This window comes from Pasteurella sp. XG20 (assembly GCF_018968665.1).
GTDB classification, from domain to species: Bacteria; Pseudomonadota; Gammaproteobacteria; order Enterobacterales; family Pasteurellaceae; genus Pasteurella; species Pasteurella multocida.
Map to the genome: position 1 here is coordinate 1,845,744 of NZ_CP076656.1, position 20,306 is coordinate 1,866,049.

Here is a 20,306-nt window from a genome sequence, read left to right on the forward strand (position 1 = left end):
TTTACCTCGCTAACTGAGACATAATAGACGTCATATCATGATATTTAACAATACATCTGCTCAAAACAGGGACAATCCAATTTATCATAGCAGTCTGTCGCGAGAAAGCACAGCGAAAGGAAAGATCATCTTCTCATCTTTCCTCTAGCATAAAACAAATCACATAAAAAAGCGGTTAAAATCTTAAAGACGTTAACCGCACATTCTAAAATCTTTCCGCCTATTTGATTTGGGTTTCAATAACCCCACCACCAAGACAGATCTCACCTTGATAGAAAACCGCAGATTGTCCCGGCGTCACAGCAATTTGTGGTTCATCAAACACCACCCGAATGGTTTCATCGTTAATCGGTTGAATCTCGCAGGGAATATCCTCTTGACGATAACGGGTTTTGACAGTGCAACGGACTGGCTGGCGAATCGGTTGACGATCTACCCAATGTAATTGGCTGGCGATTAAGCCTGAAGACAATAAAGCAGAATTATCATGCCCTTGTGCCACGACTAACACATTATTCACCAAATCTTTTTCTACTACATAGAACGGATCTTCGCCCATGCCTTTCACTCCACCAATGCCAAGCCCTTTACGTTGACCTAACGTGTGGTACATCAAGCCATCATGGCGCCCCACCACTTTTCCCTCAACCGTTCTAATCTCACCCGGCTGAGCAGGTAAATAACGAGCTAAAAAATCTTTGAATTTGCGTTCACCAATGAAACAAATCCCTGTGGAATCTTTTTTCTTCGCAGTGGCTAGACCTAAATCTTCCGCAATAGCACGTACAATCGGCTTTTCAATTTCCCCGACAGGGAATAAGCTCTGTGCCACCTGATCTTTGCTCAAGGTATATAAAAAATAACTTTGGTCTTTATTATTATCTAAACCGCGTAAAAGCTGGCATTGCCCGTCTTTCTCACCACGACGCACATAATGCCCCGTTGCAATATAATCGGCACCTAAATCTTCCGCGGCATAGTCTAAAAACGCTTTGAATTTAATTTCTTTGTTGCACAAAATATCAGGATTCGGCGTACGTCCGGCTTTGTATTCTTGTAAAAAATGCTCAAAGACATTATCCCAATATTCTGCGGCAAAATTAATTTTATGTAACTTGATGCCCAGTTTATCGCACACCGCTTGTGCATCGGCAAGATCGGCTGCCGCCGTACAATAATCAGTGTCGTCATCTTCTTCCCAGTTCTTCATAAACAAGCCTTCTACTTGATAGCCTTGTTGTTGCAAAATAAACGCAGAAACAGACGAATCCACCCCGCCAGACATGCCACAGATGACTTTTTTCTTGCGATTTTCCGCCAATTGCTCTGCACTTAATGGCGGGAAATGCGTTTCATAAGTTTTTGATTTCATATTACTTTCATATTTAGGTTAGTGTCGTGATCACGCCACAAAAGATGAGGTAAGGGCTTTGTATCTTATGCTACCGATACAAAGCCCCAAGTTTCATTGAGCCTTTCACCCAATGTTGATACTCACATGGATTACTTCACTTCATAAAAGTGCGGTTCATTTTTAGCAAATTTTGCGTTGTATTCTTGCTGGGCTTCTTCATCGCCCGCCTCTAGTTTTGCTTTGAGATTATCGCAAGGCTCTTCACAGTCACAGACTTTTTTCAAGCCTAATGCCGAAATGCCACCACAACTCCCGGCTATCGTTTTACGCTGAATAATATAACCAATCGCCATTCCTGCAATAATCAATAAAAAGATACCAAACGTGATTAAAAAAAGTTGCATGGATTTATCCTAATGTTGTTCATTTAATAATTTCTCAAATGCAGAGGACATTTTTGCCTCAAACCCTTTTTCGGTTTTGCTAATGAGATACACCAATAAATTGTATTTTTCCGCGACTTCTAAGGCTTTCTCTTCTCCGAGCACATAAAGACCTGTCGATAATCCATCTGCGGTCATGGTGGAATCCGCTAACACGGTGATTGAAGCCAATCGGTGTTCAATCGGGTAACCAGTTTTAGGATCGATTTCATGAGAGAAATGGCGACCATTTTCTTCAAAATAGTTACGATAATTGCCCGATGTTGCCATAGAAAAATCTTTCAGCCCAATAATTTGTGACACCGCGCGGCTCCCATCAAAATTCGGCTTTTCAATCGCGATTTGCCAATCTTTGCCTTCAATATTTTTTCCTTTCGCGTTAATCTCACCACCAATTTCCACCAAATAATTAGCAATGCCTTTTGTAGCTAAATGTGCAGCCACTTTATCGACACCAAACCCTTTGGCAATCGAAGAAAGGTCAATATATAACTGGGGAACTGTCTTAGCGAGATAAAACTTATCGCCTTGTTCGGTTAATTTCATTTTTTCAATCCCGACCCAAGCGCGACGTTTTTCCACTTGTTCTTCTAAGGTTTCATTCGGTTGACGCTTTTCAGGTCCAAACCCCCATAAATTCACAATTGGTCCCACAGTCACATCCAATGCTCCTTCTGTGACGCCATGTAAACGAATCGCTTCTTTTAAGACAAAGGCTAAATCAGCCGAAATTTCAACGGGCGTATCAATTTGTGTATTTTGATTAAATTGACTCAATTCAGATGTGGAAAGGTAAGTAGACATTTTATTGTTCACTTCTTTCAAAATCTCTTCAATTTGCCCGTGCATCTCAATCGGTTTAATCTTAATCTGACCATCATCAATGTATTTCACACTATACGTTGTCCCCATGGTCTTACCCGTGATCGTCACAACTTCAGGGGATTTATGACAAGCCAATAAACATAGTGAACAAAAGCCAATGATGATACTACTAAGAATGTGTTTTATTTTCACTGTAAATCCTTTCTATTTTAAAAAGTTTGCAAGTTTGGATTTTCCAATATGGATTGCAATATAAAAACCAAATTTTCAAATTTTCTGAAATGGAAGTGCGGTCAACCTTTACAAAATTCGTAAAATCCGACCGCACTTTAATCATGCTAAGAGCAAGCTGGCTTAACCACCAAAGTCATCTAATAAGATGTTTTCATCTTCCACACCAAGATCTTTTAACATCTTAATCACGGAAGCATTCATGATTGGCGGTCCACACATATAGTATTCACAATCCTCTGGCGCTTCATGATCTTTCAGATAGTTTTCATAAAGCACATTATGAATAAAGCCAGTGTAGCCGTCCCAATTATCACCCGGTTGTGGATCGGAAAGTGCCACATGCCATACGAAGTTATCATTTTCGGCTTGTAAGGTGTCAAAATCTTCCACATAGAACATTTCGCGTTTAGAACGTGCACCATACCAGAATGACATTTTACGTTTAGATTTCAAACGTTTTAATTGGTCAAAAATGTGTGAACGCATTGGCGCCATACCCGCACCACCGCCGACGAACACCATCTCGGCATCGGTTTCTTTCGCAAAGAATTCACCGAATGGACCAGAAATAGTCACTTTATCACCCGCTTTGAGTGACCAAATGTACGAGGACATTTGACCAGGAGGCGCGTCTGGGTTATTTGGTGGTGGCGTTGCAATACGCACGTTCAACATGATGATGCCTTTTTCTTCCGGATAAGAAGCCATGGAGTATGCACGAATAATATGCTCATCCACTTTAGACACATAACGCCATAAGTTATATTTATCCCAATCTTCATGATATTCTTCTGGGATATCAAAGTCTTTATAAGCGACAGTGTGCGGTTCTGCTTCAATCTGAATATAGCCACCTGCACGGAATGGTACTTCTTCCCCTTCAGGAATCGCTAATTTCAGTTCTTTGATGAAAGTCGCTTTGTTATCATTAGAAATAACGGTACATTCCCATTTTTTCACCCCAAAGACTTCTTCTGGCAATTCGACCTTCATGCTGTTTTTCACATTCACTTGGCAAGAAAGGCGATAACCTTCTTTTGCTTCACGTTTTGAAATATGTGAAAGTTCAGTCGGTAGAATATCGCCACCCCCTTCGGTGACTTTAACGATACATTGCCCACAAGAACCACCACCGCCACAAGCGGAAGAAACGAAGATGCCTTGACTCGCCAGCGCACCTAATAATTTGCCCCCCGCAGGCAAATGAATTGCTTTGCTTGGATCGTCATTAATTTCAATTGTAATGTCACCCGAATTAACCAATTTTGATTTAGCAAACAAGATAATGACTGCTAAAGCCAAAACGATAACGGTGAACATTGCAATACCAAGAGTAATTTCCATTCTGTATCCCCTTTCTTACAACTGAATACCTGAAAATGACATAAAACCAAGTGCCATCAGACCTACAGTGATAAAGGTAATGCCTAAACCACGTAACCCTGCTGGTACATCAGCATATTTCATTTTTTCCGTGATGCCTGCAAGCGCAACAATGGCTAACATCCAACCCGTCCCTGCGCCAATACCGTATACAACGGATTCAACAAAGGTATAATCACGTTGAACCATGAAGGATACCCCACCAAAAATCGCACAGTTTACGGTAATTAATGGTAAGAAGATCCCCAACGCGTTATAAAGTGCAGGGAAATACTTATCCAATACCATCTCAAGAATTTGAACTAATGCGGCAATCACACCGATAAAGGTAATGAAGTTTAAGAAACTGAGATCAATACCTTGAACTAATGCACTGTCTTTTAAGATAAAGCTATACACTAATTGGTTTACAGGTACCGCAATACCTAATACCACGATAACCGCAATCCCCAAACCAAATGCAGTAGACACTTTTTTCGATACAGCAAGGAAAGTACACATCCCTAAGAAGAAAGAAAGTGCCATGTTTTCGATAAAAACGGATTTAACGAAAAGGCTAATATAATGTTCCATAAACTACTTCTCCACCTGATTTGGTTTTAAGGTACGAATACCCCAAATAATAAAACCAATAATAAAGAACGCACTTGGTGCAAGTAGGAATAAACCATTGGTTTGATACCAACCACCATCTTGGATAGTTTGGAATACCGTCATACCAAATAATTTGCCTGAACCAATTAATTCACGGATAAAGGCAACTGACACTAAAATTGCGCCATAACCTAAGCCGTTACCAATCCCATCAACGAAACTTTCTAGTGGTTGTGATTTCATCGCAAAGGCTTCTGCTCGTCCCATAACGATACAGTTAGTAATAATCAAGCCCACGAAAACCGAAAGTTGTTTTGATAAACCATAGGCATAAGCACGTAAGATTTGGTCAACTAAGATAACCAACGAGGCGATAATCGCCATTTGCACGATAATACGTACACTGTTTGGAATATAGTTACGGATCAAAGAAATAAATAAGTTTGAGAATGCCGTAACGAAAATTACCGCAAACGTCATTACAATTGCCGTTTCTAATTTAGTTGTTACCGCTAACGCAGAACAAATCCCTAAAATTTGTAACGCAATCGGGTTGTTGTCCATCACAGGCGATAGCAACAAGCCTTTTAACTTTTTAGTATCAGCCATTGTTCAACACTCCTGCTTTCAGTTTTGCTAAGAAAGGACCAAAACCTTTTTGACCTAACCAGAATTTAAATGAATTGTTGACACCATTACTGGTTAATGTTGACCCTGAAATTGCATCAATCCCATGTTCAGCATTTGCTGAGGCACCTTTACCCACATATAAACCGACTTGGTTATCTGCGGTGTATAGTTTTTTACCTGGGAACTGTGCTTGCCATTTCGGGTTTTCGATTTCACCACCCAATCCCGGTGTTTCACCTTGATCATAGTAAGTGATGCCATTAACTGTGTTGCCATCTGGCTGAACGGACATAAAGCCATACATCATTGACCATAAGCCTTTACCGTAGAACGGTAAAACCACTTGTGTCACTTGACCCGCATCATTTTTGACCAGATACACTTCCGCGAAGTTAGCACGTACACGGATACCCGCTACATCATCTTCTGCGGAAAGTGCGGTACTTTCTGCTGGATTTTTCACTGCTTTTGCCGCATCAAAACCCGGTTGTGCAGGAGCAAAATCCCCCGTGTTTAAATCCACTAAACGGGCTTCAATATTGTTTGCATAAATCGTTTTGATTTCGCTATTTTTGGTTGTTGGCTGTAATAAACCGGCAACACTTAAAATATTTTTCTGCTTATCCAGTTCTTTTTGTTCGATTTGTGTTGGTTTCAGCAAAACGGCTGAACCTGCCACAATAATAGAACAAGCTAAGCTTAAAAGGATAATGACGAGAAGTGTTCCGCCAACGCTATCTTTATTCTTAAACATTGCGAGCTCTCCGACGTTTGATATTTGCTTGGACCACTAAATAATCGAATACTGGTGCAAACAAGTTAGCAAATAAAATAGCCAGCATCATACCTTCTGGATACGCTGGGTTCACCACACGGATTAATACCGCCATCGCACCAATTAAGATACCGTACCACCATTTTCCTTTGTTGGTGAATGCCGCAGAAACGGGGTCCGTTGCCATAAAGAACATCCCTAATGCGAAACCACCTAACACAAAGTGCCAATACCAAGGCATTGCAAATAATGGATTTGTGCTTGAACCAATAAGATTAAATAAGGCAGAAGTGGCAATCATGCCGATCATCACACCCGCAATGATGCGCCAAGAGGCAATACGTGCAAACACAATAATCGCCGCACCAATAATCAATGCTAGAGTCGATACTTCACCGATAGATCCCGGAATGTTACCAATGAAGGCATCCATCCAGGTGATTGGTTGACCTGTTACCACATGTTTCAAGCCAGCTTCACCACCCACAGCCCATTGTGAAAGCGCGGTTGCACCAGAAAAACCATCTGCGGCAACCCATACCGTATCACCTGAAATTTGTGCTGGATAAGCAAAGAATAAAAAGGCACGCGCAGCTAATGCAGGGTTCATGAAGTTTTTACCGACACCACCAAAAATTTCTTTTGCCACAACCACACCAAATGTCGTTGCTAACGCAGCTTGCCATAATGGCAAAGTTGGTGGAACGATAAGTGCTAACAGGATAGAGGTCACAAAGAAACCTTCGTTAATCTCATGCTTGCGTACCATCGCAAAAAGCACTTCCCAGAAACCACCCACTAAGAAAATAGTCAAGTAAATCGGTAAGAAGTAAGTTGCCCCTAACAACATCTTACTTGCCCAACCCGCTGACAGGGTCAAATCTGCACCTAACGCATGACTTAACGCATATTGCCAATGACCTGAAATGGCTTGTTGCAGAGTGCCTAACGCGTCTGTCGCCAAAATCGCTTGCGCACCCACGTTATACATACCGTAGAACATCGCAGGGAATAAAGATAACCACACTAACACCATCATGCGTTTCGAGTCTAACGCATCACGTACGTGAGAAGCTTTGTGCGTGACTGTCCCTGGGGTATATAAGAAGGTGGCGGTTGCTTCAAATAATGCATACCATTTCTCATATTTACCACCCGGTAAAAACGCAGGTTCAATTTTTTCAATAAAATGTTTTAAACCCATTTTTAACCTTCCTTCTCGATCTTATCTAAGGCTTGACGTAAGAGCGGACCATATTCATTTTTACCTGGGCAAACAAAGGTACAAAGGGCTAAATCTTCTTCATCTAGCTCTAAACACCCTAACGCCTGTGCAGAATCGGTATCGCCTGCTGCCAAATCACGCAGTAATAATGTTGGAATAATATCCAATGGCATCACACGCTCATAAGCACCGATAGGTACCATCGCACGCTCACCGCCATTAAGTGCGGTGGTAAAATTAAATAACTTTTTAGAGAAATGTCCTAACACCGTGCGTGAAAGTGAGTATTTATTCGCACCCGGCATGATCCAACCTAAAAATTCTTTCTCACGACCTTCTTCAAGTACTGAAACTTGCAATGCGTAACGACCTAAATAATCAACAGGACCTGCAGCTTTTGCACCACTTAATACTGAACCTGAAATCACGCGATTTTCACCGTCTTTCACTTCATTCTCTGTTAATTGGGAAAGGTTTGCACCTAATACGGTACGTACTAATCTTGGATTTTTCACTTGTGGACCAGCTAAGGACACTACGCGTGAAACATCTAATTCACCTGTGGTAAATAATTTACCCACCGCTATCACATCTTGGTAATTGATATACCAAACAAATTTGGTTGCACTCACAGGATCAATAAAGTGAATATGCGTACCACTTAACCCAGCTGGATGTGGACCTGCAAATTCTTTCACGTCAAGATTGGCAATGCTTGGGCTTGGAATGCTCGCATTCGCCGCTTTACACAGGTACACTTTCCCCTCATGTAAACGACTTAATACAGTCAGACCCGCTTCAAAAGCTTGCGCAGATTGTTGCACGATCACTTGTGGATCGGCACATAATGGATTGGTATCCATCGCATTCACGAAAATCGATACGGGTGTGGCATCGACGGCAGGCACTTTACTGAACGGCCGCGTACGAAGTGCGGTCCATAATCCAGAAGTTTGTAAATTTTGACGAACTTGCTCTGAAGTAAGTTGGTTTAATTGTTCTGTTGTATATTTTTCAAAAGTAATTTGTTCATTACCTTCAATTTTAATTACTACAGATTGTAAAACTCGCTTAGCACCACGATGAATCGCAGTTACAGTACCACTTGCAGGGGCTGTGAAAACCACACCAGGGTTCTTTTTATCTTCAAAAAGCACTTGGCCTTTTTTCACAACATCACCTTCACGCACCTTCATTGAAGGGCGCATTCCCACATACTCTTCACCAAGCAAAGCAACTTCAGTGATAGCATTGCCATCACGGATTACCTGCTCTGGGCTTCCCGAAATAGGAAGATTCAAGCCTTTTTTAATCGTAATCATATTGTTTGCACTACTTTTAGTCAGATTAAAAATATAGTTACAGTGACTAGCACTATAACCTCGTCTTGAGTAATGATTTCAGCAAGATCATGCAAACGCTTTCAAAGCAACTACAATCACTCACCTCATTTCACATAAATTAAAACTCAAATTCTGTTTGTCGTCCCTATTTTGAACGGTTTAGCCAAAGAAAATTGTTCAAAATACAAACGTTAAAATTTTGATAAAATAAAACGCCTTATTTTAACTAAATAATAACCTTGGTGCCACTTCCGCACCCTATTTTTCTGAATTTTTAGTAAAAAAAATCTTTTTTTTTGAAGAAGGTCAAGTTTTACTCTTAATGAGTACAAGTAATTTACTTATAAAGGGTTAGATAAGAAAAAAGAAGCGTTCAGATACATTTTGTTATCTCAACACACATTTTTCATGGAATACGCACGCTTTCGTTACCGATGAAAAGTAAAATTTGGCAAAATAAAAAAGCCTAGCTCACTGACATATCATTAGCTAGGCTGACAAATTTGTCTTTGCTGAACAAAACATTATTCTCTAAAAAATAACCGTTTCAAACGGCGTGTTGATACTTCGCCACGACGTAATTGATCTAAAAATACCGCTAAAATAATCACTAAACCAATAATCAAGCGTTGCAAATACGAGGTGACGTTCAATAACGTCAGCCCATTTTGTAACACCCCCATAATAAGCGCCCCAATAGAAGTACTGACGACTGAACCCACGCCACCCATCAAACTTGTCCCGCCTATCACTGTTGCAGCGATAGCATCTAATTCATAACCGTTTCCAGCGATAGGCTGTGCCGCATTTAAACGTCCAACTAAAATGATGGCACCAATTGCCGCTAATGCGCCATTAATCACATAAGCTTTAATTTCAAGTTTCTCAATATTAATACCGGACAATCGAACTGCTTCACGGTTTCCGCCTAACGCATAAATCTGTCGACCAAACATCGTTTGGGTTAGCACGTAAAAACTCACTAACACGACAAGTAACGCAATAATAACGGGTACCGGGAGCGCAAATGTTTCCGTCAGTGCAATACGCCCATTTCCTAAAAAACGCAATGTATCTGGAAAATTATAGATAGTTTTGCCATCTGATATGGTTAACGCAAGTCCTCTCGCAATACCCATCATGCCCAATGTTGTGATAAAAGGCGTCACTTTACCATACACAATCACTAATCCATTAACATAACCACAAAGGATACCAACAAAAATTGTTGCGATAATCGCGCTAATGACCATCATTAAGACAGAAAAGCTGGAAGGATTTTCACCTAACCAATCCATTCCCCAATGTGTAAAAACCCCTAAACAAACGGCACTGAGTGCGACAATAGAGCCAACTGACAGATCAATGCCACCGGTTAAAATGACATACGTCATACCAACAGAAATGACACAAATAATCGAAACCTGTAATAAGATATTGATAATATTATTCGTGGACAAAAACACATCGGAACTTAACGACATACCAATAATCATTAACAGTAAAATGATACCGATGCCTAATTTTGAGAAAATTTTTCTTAAATTTGTCATACAATACCTATTCATCTACACCAATCATTAAACGCATTAAATTCTCTTCTGTCATTTCTGCTTTATCTTTTACTTCGCGCACAATCTCACCTTGTCGCATCACGATAACACGATCTGACATCGTAATCAGTTCAGGCAGATCCGAAGAAACCATTACAATCGCCCCACCGTTATCGGTAAACTGTCGCATAAGATCATAAATTTCGGATTTCGCCCCCACGTCGATACCCCGTGTTGGCTCATCAAAAAACAGAATGTTAACACCACTTTCGAGCCAACGAGCAATAATCACTTTTTGTTGATTGCCTCCTGAAAGGGTTTGGCTGATTTGGTCTTGGCTATGTGAAACAATCCGGAGTTTTTGCCGATTTTCTTCTGCCACTAAGCGCTCTTGCTTTTTATTTAAAAATAAGCCATTCCAAAAGCGCTTTAAAATCGGTAATGTAATATTTTCTCGAATACTGAGTCCTAAAATTAAGCCTTGTTGCTTCCGGTCTTCGGTAATAAAACCTATTTTCTGTTTCACTGCATCTTCTGGCGAACGAATTTCCACCCGTTGCGCATTGAGATAAATCGCTCCGCTAGCCTCATCTGCACCAAAAATAGCTCGTAATAACTCTGTACGTCCAGCGCCCACTAATCCCGCAAAACCAAGTATTTCACCTTCATATAAAGAAAAAGAACTGCTTTTAATATGTTTATTCGTTAAACTCTCGACGCGCAAAACTTCTCGTGTTGGTAAATAATGACGATGATATTCAGCAAAATTAATTTCCCGCCCTACCATTAATTTGACGATTTCATCAGGAGAAGTGTCGCGATATGCCATGGTACCGGTTCGAATCCCATCTCTTAAAACCGTCACTTGATCCGCAATGTATTGAAATTCATCTAGACGGTGAGAGATATAAATCATTGCAACATTTTTTTCTTTTAATTGATGAATAATTTTAAACAGGGTTTGTGTATTTTTACGCGAAATTGAAGAGGTTGGTTCATCAAAAATAATCACTTTATATTCACTAAATACGGCTTTTGCAATCTCAACCATTTGTTGCTGTGCGATGGAGAGATCCGCTACTTTCGCATCAGGATCAATGTCTAACTCCAATTCACTAATGATTTGCTGCGTTTTATGACGCATCGTTTGCCAATCCATTTTTCCACAAAATACCGTTTTTTCATTCCCTAGAAAAATGTTTTCCAAGACGGATAACTGCGGCACTAACATCAATTCTTGATGAATAAATCCGATGCCTAAAGATTGCGCTTCTTTCACTGTTTTAGGAAAATAAGACTTTCCTTCATAAAACATTTCACCCTGCTCAAATGGATAAATACCTGCAATTATTTTACATAATGTGGATTTTCCTGCGCCATTTTCACCCACTAAACAGTGAACCTCACCCGCATAAATATCAAGATCCACGTTTTTCAATACCGGTACATCAAAAAAGCTTTTGCCGATATTTTTTAACTTTAAAATACAATCTCTCTGCGTCATAACGTCAATCCACATTCTTTACAGGTATTCCCACCCATAGCATAATTTAAACCCTGTCTAAAAAATGTGAATGACATCACAGTTTGATCATTTTAATCTGTCTATACTAAAGTTTCCTTATTTAACGCTGAGAGGAGAGAGATGATGATGTCAACATTTTTGAAGAAAACGATCACGGCAAGCGCCTTACTCATCGCCCTATCCGGTACTACGCTAGCTGCAGAAAAACCTCAAATTGCCTTACTCATGAAAACATTAAGTAATGAATATTTCATTACAATGCGACAAGGAGCGGAAGAAAAAGCAAAAGAGGTAAATATTGATTTAATTGTACAAGTTGCAGAAAAGGAAGATTCAACAGAACAGCTTGTGGGTCTAGTCGAAAACATGATTGCCAAAAAAGTGGATGGCATCATTGTTACCCCAAATGATTCTATCGCCTTTATTCCAGCATTTCAAAAAGCTGAAAAAGCCGGGATTCCGATTATCGATCTCGATGTTCGTTTAGATGAAAAAGCAACGAAGAAAGCTGGGTTAAAATTTAATTACGTTGGTGTCGATAACTTCCATGGTGGTTATTTGGCGGCTAAAAATCTAGCACAAGCCTTAAACGAAATGGGGGATGTTGCTATTTTAGAAGGGATTCCTGGTGTGGATAATGGCGAACAACGTAAAGCAGGTGCGCTCAAAGCATTTTCTGAATCACCAAATATCAAAGTTGTCGCTTCTCAGTCTGCAAACTGGGAAACAGAACAAGCACTTAATGTCACAACCAATATTTTAACCGCACATCCGAATATCAAAGGGATTTTTGCGGCGAACGATAATATGGCACTGGGTGCAGTCACCGCGATTGAAAATGCCGGATTAGCAGGGAAGGTCCTTGTTTCTGGTTACGACGGTATTCCCCTTGCGATTGAATACGTGAAAAAAGGTAAAATGCAAAATACCATCGACCAGCTCCCGAAAAAACAAGTTGCCGTGGCTATCGAAAGTATTTTGAAAAAATTAAACAAACAGGAACTGCCTGATTTTTATTACGTTGATCCGGTAGTCGTTGATAAACAGAAAGCACAAGAATATTAAATAACTTGTTCTACCAAAAACACCGCACTTTTCATCTATACTGAAAGTGCGGTTTTTGATTGCTTGAAATTAGTGTCCAATCCCGACACAATTCGTCGATTTCGGCATGCTTCCTTCTCGGTGGTTCCATTCCTCTTTGGTATAAAGATGTAATGCTAAAGCATGGATACCTTGTGCTAAGTCATCTGCCAAAAATTGATAAAGTTGACGGTGGCGAGCAACTTTGCTTAACCCATCGAAACGTTCACTGACTAACACAATCTTAAAATGAGAATTTGCGCCGCGTCCTGAACTATGCATGTGGCTTTCATTTTCTACGACCAAAAAATGTGGCTCAAATGCTTCCGTTAAGCGTGTAATCAATTCTTGTTGTTTTGACATCTTGTTCCTCACCATTTCAATAAATTTAGGGTATAAAGGCTATACATTCCTCATTAACTTTGCAAGAATAATATCTATCCACTTTTCTCCTTTGCTGTCCCCAAAAGGCAGCGACCGTTTATTTTATGAGGACATTATGAAACGACACCACACTCTTTCTCTTCTTACGATTCTCGCAGGAAGTCTGTTATTCGCAGGTTGTCAAACACAACCTTCTACTTTAACCTTCACCCCACCCGCACCGGTTGCGTCGATGGCAGTCAATCAAAGTGCGGTCGTGTTTGTCACTGTACGCGATAGCCGTCCACAAAGTGAGGTATCGAGTTATGTGGCTGACGGTCGATTAGTTAAACTGTCTGCCGTGCCGAGTGTCAGTGAGTTATTTCAACAAGTCCAACAACAGGATTTAATCAGTAAAGGATTCCGTATTGGCCATGCACAAAATGCTAATGTGTCTGTCACCGTGGACGTGAATCAATTTTACGCCAATGTAGAGCAAGGAAATTTACGCTATAACTTAGATAGTAAAGTACAAGTGACTGTACATGCTCAAAGTGCAAAAGGACATTTTAGTAAAAATATTAATGCCAGTCGCACTTATTCCGGTGCATTTTCCGCGAAAAACCCAGAAATTCAGCGTGTGTTAGGCGAAACCTTTAATGAAGTCGTGCGATCAATTTATCAGGATCGTGAAGTGGCGAATGCGATTACGACCTTAGCAACCCCATAAATTCACTATTTCCTCCCTAAAATCGATTCTGGTCCTGGTTGCGAGAATCGATTTTTCATTCTGAGTCTTTTTACTCCTTCAATAAAAGTATTGAATACGATTTCACCTTTTTCTATGATATCTTGATTATTTGAGAATTATTATCATTAAATAGGAGGTGTTATGTCTGACAAAATTTCACCCAATAAGATATCTGCGCTTTCTTCTACTTTATTAATCACTCTTTGGGCAAAAGCAGTTGAATATGATAAAGCCAATCCATTACTGAAAGATCGCGAAGCAGCAAGAATGAAAAAACAGATTGACTATGACTTTCAAAAGTTTGAATCTGCTCATTTATCACAAGTGGGATGTTGTGGACGCGCAAAATTATTTGATCAAGAAAGCTTAAAATTTCTTTCACAGCACCAAGACGCGGTTGTTGTGCAGCTTGGTGCGGGCTTAGATGCACGCTTTGAACGCTTAGGCAAACCACAAGTCAGTGCGTGGTATGATTTAGACTTACCTGAAGTCATCAATATACGTCGCCAACTTTTACCAGAAACGAGTAATCATTATTTGGCTGACTCACTTTTCAATACAGATTGGATGAAAACGGTTAGTCAACATAACAAACCCGTTTTATTAATTCTTGAAGGCGTATTGATGTTTTTTCCTAAAGAACAAGTCAAACAGTTTATTGCCTCTGTAGCTGAAAACTTACCTAACAGCACAATGATTTTCGATATTGTGCCCCCAATGGCAGTCGGTCGTAGTAAATACCACGATGCCCTCAAAAAATAGACAGTCAAGAACGCCCTGAATTTTCATGGACAATACAAGAGATCAAAGAAATTGAAGCATGGCATGCAGCAATTAGATTACACTCAGTCCATTACATAAGCGATGTCTGTCGGGATCGCTATCCTTGCTGGACAAGATTACTTTACGCTACTCGCTGGGGAAAACACAATTTAGACCCGCGTGTCGTCACAATAAGCTTTGTTACTTAACAAACAAAAAGAACTTGCTCTGCTCCTGAATAACCAATCTAGCAAAAGCGAAACCGAGCATACATTCTCTCCACCAAAAGCAACAACGTTTTTTGGTAACAACATGTCAATATCGCGGAAAATCAACAACGAAATAGGTTAAATGCAGGAATGAAAAAACCCGCTAATAAATTAGCGGGTTTTAAGAATTTGGCTCCTCCTGCTGGACTTGAACCAGCGACATACGGATTAACAGTCCGCCGTTCTACCGACTGAACTAAGGAGGAATCGTGGTGCCTCGAGGCGGAATCGAACCACCGACACGGGGATTTTCAATCCCCTGCTCTACCGACTGAGCTATCGAGGCAACTCATCAGTGGTGCGTATTAAACGTTTTTTTCTGGGTTAAGTCAACACCTAAATTCAAAAAAACTCATTTTTTTTATTCAGTTGGATATTTAACAAACGAAAAGCATAGAAATAACACAATTTCATACATTTTTTATGTTTTTTCATTAAAAATAAATAACAAAATGCTCGCTATTCTTTGGAATAAAGCGAGCATTTTTTCACCTTACTTATTAATTATCGTCTTACGCGATAACTTTTCTGTGCTTGATCCACTTTAAGTAAGTAATTTCTTGCTTGCGCAGATGGATGTTGAGTAGTCAAAATCCGATAAACCTGTTCAGGATAAAGACTATTGATCTTCGCAATCGCCGCATCACGATCTTGGTCAAAAACACGTAAAACCGCGCCTGCACCACTATTGTAAGCAGAAATCATGGCAAAACGTTTAGAGGTTGGATTAGTAATCCCGTCTAAATATTTATTTTGTAATAACCATAAATACGAGGTCCCCGCATCGATATTCTTTTCAGGATCAAATAAATAGGATTTGGACGGCTGTCCCCCTTTTCCTTTCATTTTGAAAATATCACGTCCAGCGGTTGTTGGCACAACTTGCATTAAACCAATCGCATTAGCATAACTAATCGCGTAAGGGTTAAAACTGGATTCTGTTTGCATGATGCCTAAAATCAAACTTTCATCCATATTGTAACGACGTGCCATTTTACGCACCAACGGTAAATATTTTTGTGCACGCACAGCAACGTGGTTGGCAATCATCGGGATCACCACATACTGTACAGTATGTCCATTACTTAAACGACGCGTTTGCAATTTATTCTGTAATAAATAATTCGCAAAGTTACCTGCTGTTGTGGTGTTAGTAATAGATCCTCCTAAATGATCGATCACTTGCCCCACTAAAAAAGGACGCGAGCTAATCGGCACATCACCCGAAGCAAACAGATCGATACCATTTGCATCAGACCCCATTAATAAAATATGTACAATCGCATTTTGTAAGTGACGTAAATCGCTTTGTGTTTCAACCGTAATCAACCCTTCATCAAAACTGACATGGCTACGCGTATAGAAACGATCGGTATATTTTACATAGTCTTTACGGCTCGCAACGAGTAATTCATTCACTCCCCAAATACGATCGATATTATGCGAAAACTGCCCTGTTAAAATATCTAATCCACGAGTATCTTTGGCGAATGCTTCATCAAATTGCGAACTGCGGTGTGTTTTCGTCCCACCACAAGCAAATAAAAAAGGGATTAATGCGTAAATTATGTACTTCTTCATCTTCATTTATTCCGTTGGGGGAACATAACCTTCAATATGAACATCTTTACCTTCAAACAAGAAGTTAACCATTTCTTGCTCAAGTAGTTGTCTATGATCCGCATTCATCATGTTTAACTTCTTCTCATTCACCAGCATAGTTTGTTTTTTCATCCATTCACGCCATGCTTGTTTGCTGATTGAGTCAAAAATACGCTTACCCAACTCGCCTGGATACAGCTGAAAGTCCAAGCCTTCAGATTCTTGTTTAAGGTATTCACAGAATACGGTTCTCGCCATAATAATTCCTTATAAATTGTGTTAATAAATTCTTTACTGGTGTTGCCAGTCCAATTTGTTCTGGATTTTGCGGATCATACCAATATTTGACCGCACTGAATACAGTTGATTCACTCTGTTCGGTCTTTTCTGAGACTTTTTTCCAATCGGTGCGATTTTGATCGAGTTGCGACCGTTGCAACTCAACATAAATAGGGTAAATATCTAAATGGAAATGACTAAACGTATGACGAAATGCGGTCCATTCTTGATAATAACCAATCCCTTGTGCCGCTAAAAATGCCAACAGCGCTGCTTTACTTTCAAACTGAGGAAAACAATAGAGCCCGCCCCAAAGCCCGTTATTTTCACGTTGCTCCAACGCAACTTTGCCATAGGCATTTAAAATCAAAAAATAACTTTCTCTTTCTGGCAGAACTTTTTTTGGTTTTTTGCCCGGATAAGCCTGCCAGTTTTGTTGTAAATATGCTTGGCAATGATGACGTAAAGGACAGAGATCACATTTAGGCTTTGTTCGAGTGCATACCATTGCCCCGAGATCCATCATCGCCTGATTAAAATTGGCGACCTGTTCAGTCGGCGTAACCTGTGCACTATATTGCCATAACTGTTCTTCGACTTTTTTCTCGCCCGCCCAACCAGACACCGCAAAATAACGAGAAAGCACGCGTTTCACATTACCATCTAGAATCGGATAAGGCGCATCAAGACAAGAGGAAAGTACCGCACCAGCAGTGCTTTTCCCCACGCCCGTCAGCGCCCACACCTGTTCAAAATCGGTCGGAAACTCACCCGCATATTGATCACGAATGGTTTGTGCCGCTTTATGTAAATTTCGTGCACGAGCATAGTAACCTAGCCCCGTCCATAAATGTAACACTTCATCTAATGGTGCATTCGCCAAGGCACAGATATTAGGAAATTTGTCGACAAACCGTTGAAAGTAAGGAATCACCGTCGCTACTTGAGTTTGTTGTAACATCACTTCGGACAACCAAACCCCGTATAACGTTTTATTCTGTTGCCAAGGCAAATGTTTACGCCCAAATTTGTCATACCAAGTTAACACGGCATGAGCAAAAGGGGCATGAGGAGAAGATTGAGCAAGTATCATCAATAAAAAAATCCGAAAACAGGTACGATCAAAGCATTTAAAAAAACCGACCGCACTTTGAAAATTCTCTGGTACAGGTTAATGTGGCGACATACTCTTTAACACATTATCTTTTAAGACAACATGATGAAATAGTGCTGCTAAGGCATGCACGCCTGACAACGCAATAAAGCTATTCGCCAAAATCACATGTGCCTTACCTAAAGAAATTTCAAGACTAAAATAAGGCAAGTTCATCCCAAATAACATAAAGTCATCCGCATCAGCAGTCAATGTAAAATACCCAGCAATAGGCGTCAGCAACAGACATAAATAAAGCAACATTTGCACAGAATGTGCGGCAATATGTTGCCAACGCGTTAGCTTATGTGCAGGCAATTGATTACGATAATGCCAACGTAACCCCACACGTAACAGCAACAACATGGCAAGACTTAGACCACTTGCTACATGTATCTCCCCCATCAAGCCATCCGCAGGCGGATAATCCCCTGTAAAATAAGCTATTAACACCAACAATAATGTGAGCCAATGAAGGATAATCATTGGCTTCGGGTATTTTTGAGACATATCACATTCCTTTCCAACCAAGTATAAAATGTCAATAAATACACAAGCCTGCTCGACAAGCTTGGTGTTTTCCAACAAAAACCGTATAATTCGCGGCAAATTAGCCTCATTATAAACAAAAATATGTCATTTAATAATCAAGAATCAGAGAATTTACCAACCTTTGCTGATCAAAAACGTAAAACTGTGGAAGTTGCCGAATTTACCGCAGAGGGGCGCTATAAACGCAAAGTTCGCAGTTTCGTATTACGTACAGGGCGTTTGAGTGAATTTCAAAAAAATGCCATGAATCAACATTGGGGGTTCTACGGTTTAGAGCATCAAAACCAGCCCTTTGATTTTCCTGCTATTTATGGAAACAATAATCCTGTGGTACTCGAAATTGGCTTTGGTATGGGACACTCTTTAGTTGACATGGCACTGCAAAACCCGGAGCGCAATTATTTAGGGATCGAAGTTCACACGCCTGGTGTCGGGGCTTGTATCGCCTATGCGGTGAAAAAAGGGGTAAAAAATTTACGTATCATTTGCCATGATGCCACCGAAATTTTACGTGATTGCATTGCGGACCACAGCTTAGGTGGTTTGCAATTATTCTTCCCGGATCCATGGCATAAAGCAAAGCACCACAAACGCCGCATCGTCCAACCGCAATTTGTGAATACCATTACACAAAAGTTGACAACAGGTGGTTTTATTCACATGGCCACCGACTGGGAAAACTATGCAGAGCATATGTTAGCCGTGTTGCAACAAGCCGAAGGTTTACAAAATACATCAGCGACCCATGATTACATTCCACGCCCGGATTTCCGTCCATTAACTAAATTTGAGCAACGTGGACATCGTTTAGGACATGGCGTGTGGGATCTCTACTACATCAAAAAATAAAAAAACAAGCCCGCACTTTTTGAACAAAAGTCTGGCATAATGTAAGACAAATTTTATCAGCCAACAGAGAGGAGAATCGAACATGGCGATTAAACGTAACAGAAGACAACGTAAAAAAATGCACCTTGCTGAATTCCAAGAACTAGGTTTCTTAGTGAATTGGCAATTTGCAGAAGGTACGGCCATCGAGAAAGTTGATGAAGTGGTTGATCGCTTTATTTGTGAGGTAATCCAGCCAAACGGTCTTGCTTATGAAGGCAGTGGTTACTTACATTGGGAAGGTTTAGTCTGCTTAGAAGCCCTAGGCAAATGTGATGAAAGCCATCGCACCTTAGTCAAAGAATGGTTAGAGCAAAACGGCTTACAACAAATCGAAATCAGCCCATTATTTGATATCTGGTGGGAATATCCAGCAAAAGATGCATAATCCTTTTATGCGAGGCGAACTGTTTAGTTCGCCTTTTTCATTTTGCCATGCATAAGAATTCCACATTAGTACGCATAAAACCTTGACGAAGCCAGTTTTCAAGCGTAACATTCGCCCCGATTTAGTAATATGAGGACACACACTTTGGACAGTCACAGTCGATACCGAATTGAGTTTTTACTGTAACTTTCGCCATTTCCTTAACATCGGCGAGGGTTCGCTGAGAGATCTTTTCTTCCACTGCTTTATTCGGCATCTTTTTTCGGTTATTGAAATATCAATCACCACTAGTCAAACGAATGAAAATTTAACCGCACTTTTATCGTTGAATT

General features: G+C 40.3%; 20 protein-coding genes, 2 tRNA genes and 1 pseudogene. 5 read left to right on the forward strand and 18 right to left on the reverse strand.

Translation table 11 applies throughout. The features are described 5' to 3' along the window. Positions 1 to 220: 220 nt before the first annotated feature. The 11 genes from mnmA to KPF51_RS08650 form a co-directional block, all read right to left on the reverse strand. The gene (gene mnmA / locus KPF51_RS08600) at positions 221 to 1,372 is read right to left on the reverse strand and encodes a tRNA 2-thiouridine(34) synthase MnmA (protein WP_010907131.1); all 1,152 of its coding nucleotides are present in this window, start codon (positions 1,370 to 1,372) and stop codon (positions 221 to 223) included. 131 nt (positions 1,373 to 1,503) lie between these two features. Next, the gene (gene nqrM, locus KPF51_RS08605) at positions 1,504 to 1,758 is read right to left on the reverse strand and encodes a (Na+)-NQR maturation NqrM (RefSeq protein WP_005723934.1); all 255 of its coding nucleotides are present in this window, start codon (positions 1,756 to 1,758) and stop codon (positions 1,504 to 1,506) included. Positions 1,759 to 1,767: 9 nt separating this feature from the next. Continuing rightward, positions 1,768 to 2,808 (reverse strand): FAD:protein FMN transferase, encoded by a 1,041-nt coding sequence (locus KPF51_RS08610; RefSeq protein WP_174823087.1) that lies wholly within the window; start codon positions 2,806 to 2,808, stop codon positions 1,768 to 1,770. Positions 2,809 to 2,976: 168 nt separating this feature from the next. Continuing rightward, a complete protein-coding gene (gene nqrF, locus KPF51_RS08615) occupies positions 2,977 to 4,200 on the reverse strand; it encodes an NADH:ubiquinone reductase (Na(+)-transporting) subunit F (protein WP_005717819.1) in 1,224 nt (407 codons plus the stop codon). Between the two features lie 15 nt (positions 4,201 to 4,215). Next, positions 4,216 to 4,812 carry an NADH:ubiquinone reductase (Na(+)-transporting) subunit E gene (gene nqrE / locus KPF51_RS08620; protein ID WP_005717818.1) on the reverse strand — a complete coding sequence of 199 codons (597 nt, stop codon included), beginning with the start codon at positions 4,810 to 4,812 and terminating at the stop codon, positions 4,216 to 4,218. A 3-nt stretch (positions 4,813 to 4,815) separates the two neighbouring features. Then, positions 4,816 to 5,442, reverse strand: a complete 627-nt coding sequence (locus KPF51_RS08625) for an NADH:ubiquinone reductase (Na(+)-transporting) subunit D (protein WP_005717817.1) — start codon at positions 5,440 to 5,442, stop codon at positions 4,816 to 4,818. Beyond that, positions 5,435 to 6,217, reverse strand: a complete 783-nt coding sequence (locus KPF51_RS08630; protein WP_005723929.1) for a Na(+)-translocating NADH-quinone reductase subunit C — start codon at positions 6,215 to 6,217, stop codon at positions 5,435 to 5,437. Before KPF51_RS08630 ends, KPF51_RS08625 begins: the two co-directional genes overlap by 8 nt. Then, a complete protein-coding gene (locus KPF51_RS08635; protein WP_005723927.1) occupies positions 6,210 to 7,442 on the reverse strand; it encodes an NADH:ubiquinone reductase (Na(+)-transporting) subunit B in 1,233 nt (410 codons plus the stop codon). The genes KPF51_RS08630 and KPF51_RS08635 overlap by 8 nt, the downstream gene beginning before the upstream one ends. A 2-nt stretch (positions 7,443 to 7,444) precedes the next feature. After that, the gene (locus KPF51_RS08640) at positions 7,445 to 8,785 is read right to left on the reverse strand and encodes a Na(+)-translocating NADH-quinone reductase subunit A (RefSeq protein ID WP_005723925.1); all 1,341 of its coding nucleotides are present in this window, start codon (positions 8,783 to 8,785) and stop codon (positions 7,445 to 7,447) included. Positions 8,786 to 9,330: 545 nt separating this feature from the next. Continuing rightward, positions 9,331 to 10,359 carry an ABC transporter permease gene (locus tag KPF51_RS08645; RefSeq protein WP_005723924.1) on the reverse strand — a complete coding sequence of 343 codons (1,029 nt, stop codon included), beginning with the start codon at positions 10,357 to 10,359 and terminating at the stop codon, positions 9,331 to 9,333. A gap of 7 nt (positions 10,360 to 10,366) precedes the next feature. Further along, positions 10,367 to 11,863: a sugar ABC transporter ATP-binding protein gene (locus KPF51_RS08650; RefSeq protein WP_005751967.1), complete on the reverse strand. Its 1,497-nt coding sequence runs from the start codon at positions 11,861 to 11,863 to the stop codon at positions 10,367 to 10,369. Between the two features lie 144 nt (positions 11,864 to 12,007). Between KPF51_RS08650 and KPF51_RS08655 the strand changes: the two genes are divergently transcribed. Beyond that, complete coding sequence (locus tag KPF51_RS08655; RefSeq protein WP_005723919.1) at positions 12,008 to 12,949, forward strand: sugar ABC transporter substrate-binding protein; 942 nt, start codon at positions 12,008 to 12,010, stop codon at positions 12,947 to 12,949. Positions 12,950 to 13,018: 69 nt separating this feature from the next. Here KPF51_RS08655 and KPF51_RS08660 read toward each other — a convergent pair whose 3' ends face one another. Further along, on the reverse strand, positions 13,019 to 13,330 hold the full coding sequence (locus KPF51_RS08660) for a BolA family transcriptional regulator (protein WP_005723917.1): 312 nt from the start codon (positions 13,328 to 13,330) through the stop codon (positions 13,019 to 13,021). A gap of 136 nt (positions 13,331 to 13,466) precedes the next feature. On the opposite strand from KPF51_RS08660, the gene KPF51_RS08665 reads away from it, so the two are divergent. Further along, positions 13,467 to 14,060 (forward strand): YajG family lipoprotein, encoded by a 594-nt coding sequence (locus KPF51_RS08665; RefSeq protein WP_005723915.1) that lies wholly within the window; start codon positions 13,467 to 13,469, stop codon positions 14,058 to 14,060. 162 nt (positions 14,061 to 14,222) lie between these two features. After that, a pseudogene (locus KPF51_RS08670) lies at positions 14,223 to 15,052 on the forward strand (class I SAM-dependent methyltransferase). A 190-nt stretch (positions 15,053 to 15,242) separates the two neighbouring features. On the opposite strand, the gene KPF51_RS08675 reads toward KPF51_RS08670, so the two are convergent. The 6 genes from KPF51_RS08675 to KPF51_RS08700 all read right to left on the reverse strand — a co-directional run bounded on the left by KPF51_RS08675 (position 15,243) and on the right by KPF51_RS08700 (position 18,656). Continuing rightward, positions 15,243 to 15,318 (reverse strand) — tRNA-Asn (locus tag KPF51_RS08675). Positions 15,319 to 15,322: 4 nt separating this feature from the next. Further along, positions 15,323 to 15,398, reverse strand: a tRNA-Phe gene (locus tag KPF51_RS08680). Between the two features lie 218 nt (positions 15,399 to 15,616). Next, positions 15,617 to 16,693, reverse strand: a complete 1,077-nt coding sequence (gene mltC / locus KPF51_RS08685; RefSeq protein ID WP_005723912.1) for a membrane-bound lytic murein transglycosylase MltC — start codon at positions 16,691 to 16,693, stop codon at positions 15,617 to 15,619. A 6-nt stretch (positions 16,694 to 16,699) separates the two neighbouring features. Beyond that, the gene (locus KPF51_RS08690; protein ID WP_010907124.1) at positions 16,700 to 16,972 is read right to left on the reverse strand and encodes an oxidative damage protection protein; all 273 of its coding nucleotides are present in this window, start codon (positions 16,970 to 16,972) and stop codon (positions 16,700 to 16,702) included. Continuing rightward, a complete protein-coding gene (gene mutY, locus KPF51_RS08695; RefSeq protein WP_061406378.1) occupies positions 16,950 to 18,086 on the reverse strand; it encodes an A/G-specific adenine glycosylase in 1,137 nt (378 codons plus the stop codon). The genes KPF51_RS08690 and mutY overlap by 23 nt, the downstream gene beginning before the upstream one ends. Positions 18,087 to 18,164: 78 nt before the next feature. Next, positions 18,165 to 18,656, reverse strand: coding sequence for a cytochrome b (locus KPF51_RS08700; RefSeq protein WP_005754843.1), 492 nt, complete (start codon positions 18,654 to 18,656; stop codon positions 18,165 to 18,167). A gap of 123 nt (positions 18,657 to 18,779) precedes the next feature. Between KPF51_RS08700 and trmB the strand changes: the two genes are divergently transcribed. Together trmB and KPF51_RS08710 are read left to right on the forward strand one after the other, a co-directional pair. Beyond that, positions 18,780 to 19,547: a tRNA (guanosine(46)-N7)-methyltransferase TrmB gene (trmB, locus tag KPF51_RS08705; RefSeq protein WP_064661054.1), complete on the forward strand. Its 768-nt coding sequence runs from the start codon at positions 18,780 to 18,782 to the stop codon at positions 19,545 to 19,547. 82 nt (positions 19,548 to 19,629) lie between these two features. Further along, positions 19,630 to 19,974, forward strand: coding sequence for a YggL family protein (locus KPF51_RS08710; RefSeq protein WP_005717803.1), 345 nt, complete (start codon positions 19,630 to 19,632; stop codon positions 19,972 to 19,974). Positions 19,975 to 20,306: the final 332 nt, after the last annotated feature.

What these genes read in the sequence shown, in the direction of transcription:
- mnmA (WP_010907131.1), bottom strand. Translation starts at nt 1,372, where the DNA reads ATGAAATCAAAAACTTATGAAACGCATTTCCCGCCATTAAGTGCAGAG.
- nqrM (WP_005723934.1), bottom strand. Translation starts at nt 1,758, where the DNA reads ATGCAACTTTTTTTAATCACGTTTGGTATCTTTTTATTGATTATTGCA.
- nqrF (WP_005717819.1), bottom strand. Translation starts at nt 4,200, where the DNA reads ATGGAAATTACTCTTGGTATTGCAATGTTCACCGTTATCGTTTTGGCT.
- nqrE (WP_005717818.1), bottom strand. Translation starts at nt 4,812, where the DNA reads ATGGAACATTATATTAGCCTTTTCGTTAAATCCGTTTTTATCGAAAAC.
- KPF51_RS08625 (WP_005717817.1), bottom strand. Translation starts at nt 5,442, where the DNA reads ATGGCTGATACTAAAAAGTTAAAAGGCTTGTTGCTATCGCCTGTGATG.
- KPF51_RS08630 (WP_005723929.1), bottom strand. Translation starts at nt 6,217, where the DNA reads ATGTTTAAGAATAAAGATAGCGTTGGCGGAACACTTCTCGTCATTATC.
- KPF51_RS08635 (WP_005723927.1), bottom strand. Translation starts at nt 7,442, where the DNA reads ATGGGTTTAAAACATTTTATTGAAAAAATTGAACCTGCGTTTTTACCG.
- KPF51_RS08640 (WP_005723925.1), bottom strand. Translation starts at nt 8,785, where the DNA reads ATGATTACGATTAAAAAAGGCTTGAATCTTCCTATTTCGGGAAGCCCA.
- KPF51_RS08645 (WP_005723924.1), bottom strand. Translation starts at nt 10,359, where the DNA reads ATGACAAATTTAAGAAAAATTTTCTCAAAATTAGGCATCGGTATCATT.
- KPF51_RS08650 (WP_005751967.1), bottom strand. Translation starts at nt 11,863, where the DNA reads ATGACGCAGAGAGATTGTATTTTAAAGTTAAAAAATATCGGCAAAAGC.
- KPF51_RS08655 (WP_005723919.1), top strand. Translation starts at nt 12,008, where the DNA reads ATGATGTCAACATTTTTGAAGAAAACGATCACGGCAAGCGCCTTACTC.
- KPF51_RS08660 (WP_005723917.1), bottom strand. Translation starts at nt 13,330, where the DNA reads ATGTCAAAACAACAAGAATTGATTACACGCTTAACGGAAGCATTTGAG.
- KPF51_RS08665 (WP_005723915.1), top strand. Translation starts at nt 13,467, where the DNA reads ATGAAACGACACCACACTCTTTCTCTTCTTACGATTCTCGCAGGAAGT.
- mltC (WP_005723912.1), bottom strand. Translation starts at nt 16,693, where the DNA reads ATGAAGAAGTACATAATTTACGCATTAATCCCTTTTTTATTTGCTTGT.
- KPF51_RS08690 (WP_010907124.1), bottom strand. Translation starts at nt 16,972, where the DNA reads ATGGCGAGAACCGTATTCTGTGAATACCTTAAACAAGAATCTGAAGGC.
- mutY (WP_061406378.1), bottom strand. Translation starts at nt 18,086, where the DNA reads ATGATACTTGCTCAATCTTCTCCTCATGCCCCTTTTGCTCATGCCGTG.
- KPF51_RS08700 (WP_005754843.1), bottom strand. Translation starts at nt 18,656, where the DNA reads ATGTCTCAAAAATACCCGAAGCCAATGATTATCCTTCATTGGCTCACA.
- trmB (WP_064661054.1), top strand. Translation starts at nt 18,780, where the DNA reads ATGTCATTTAATAATCAAGAATCAGAGAATTTACCAACCTTTGCTGAT.
- KPF51_RS08710 (WP_005717803.1), top strand. Translation starts at nt 19,630, where the DNA reads ATGGCGATTAAACGTAACAGAAGACAACGTAAAAAAATGCACCTTGCT.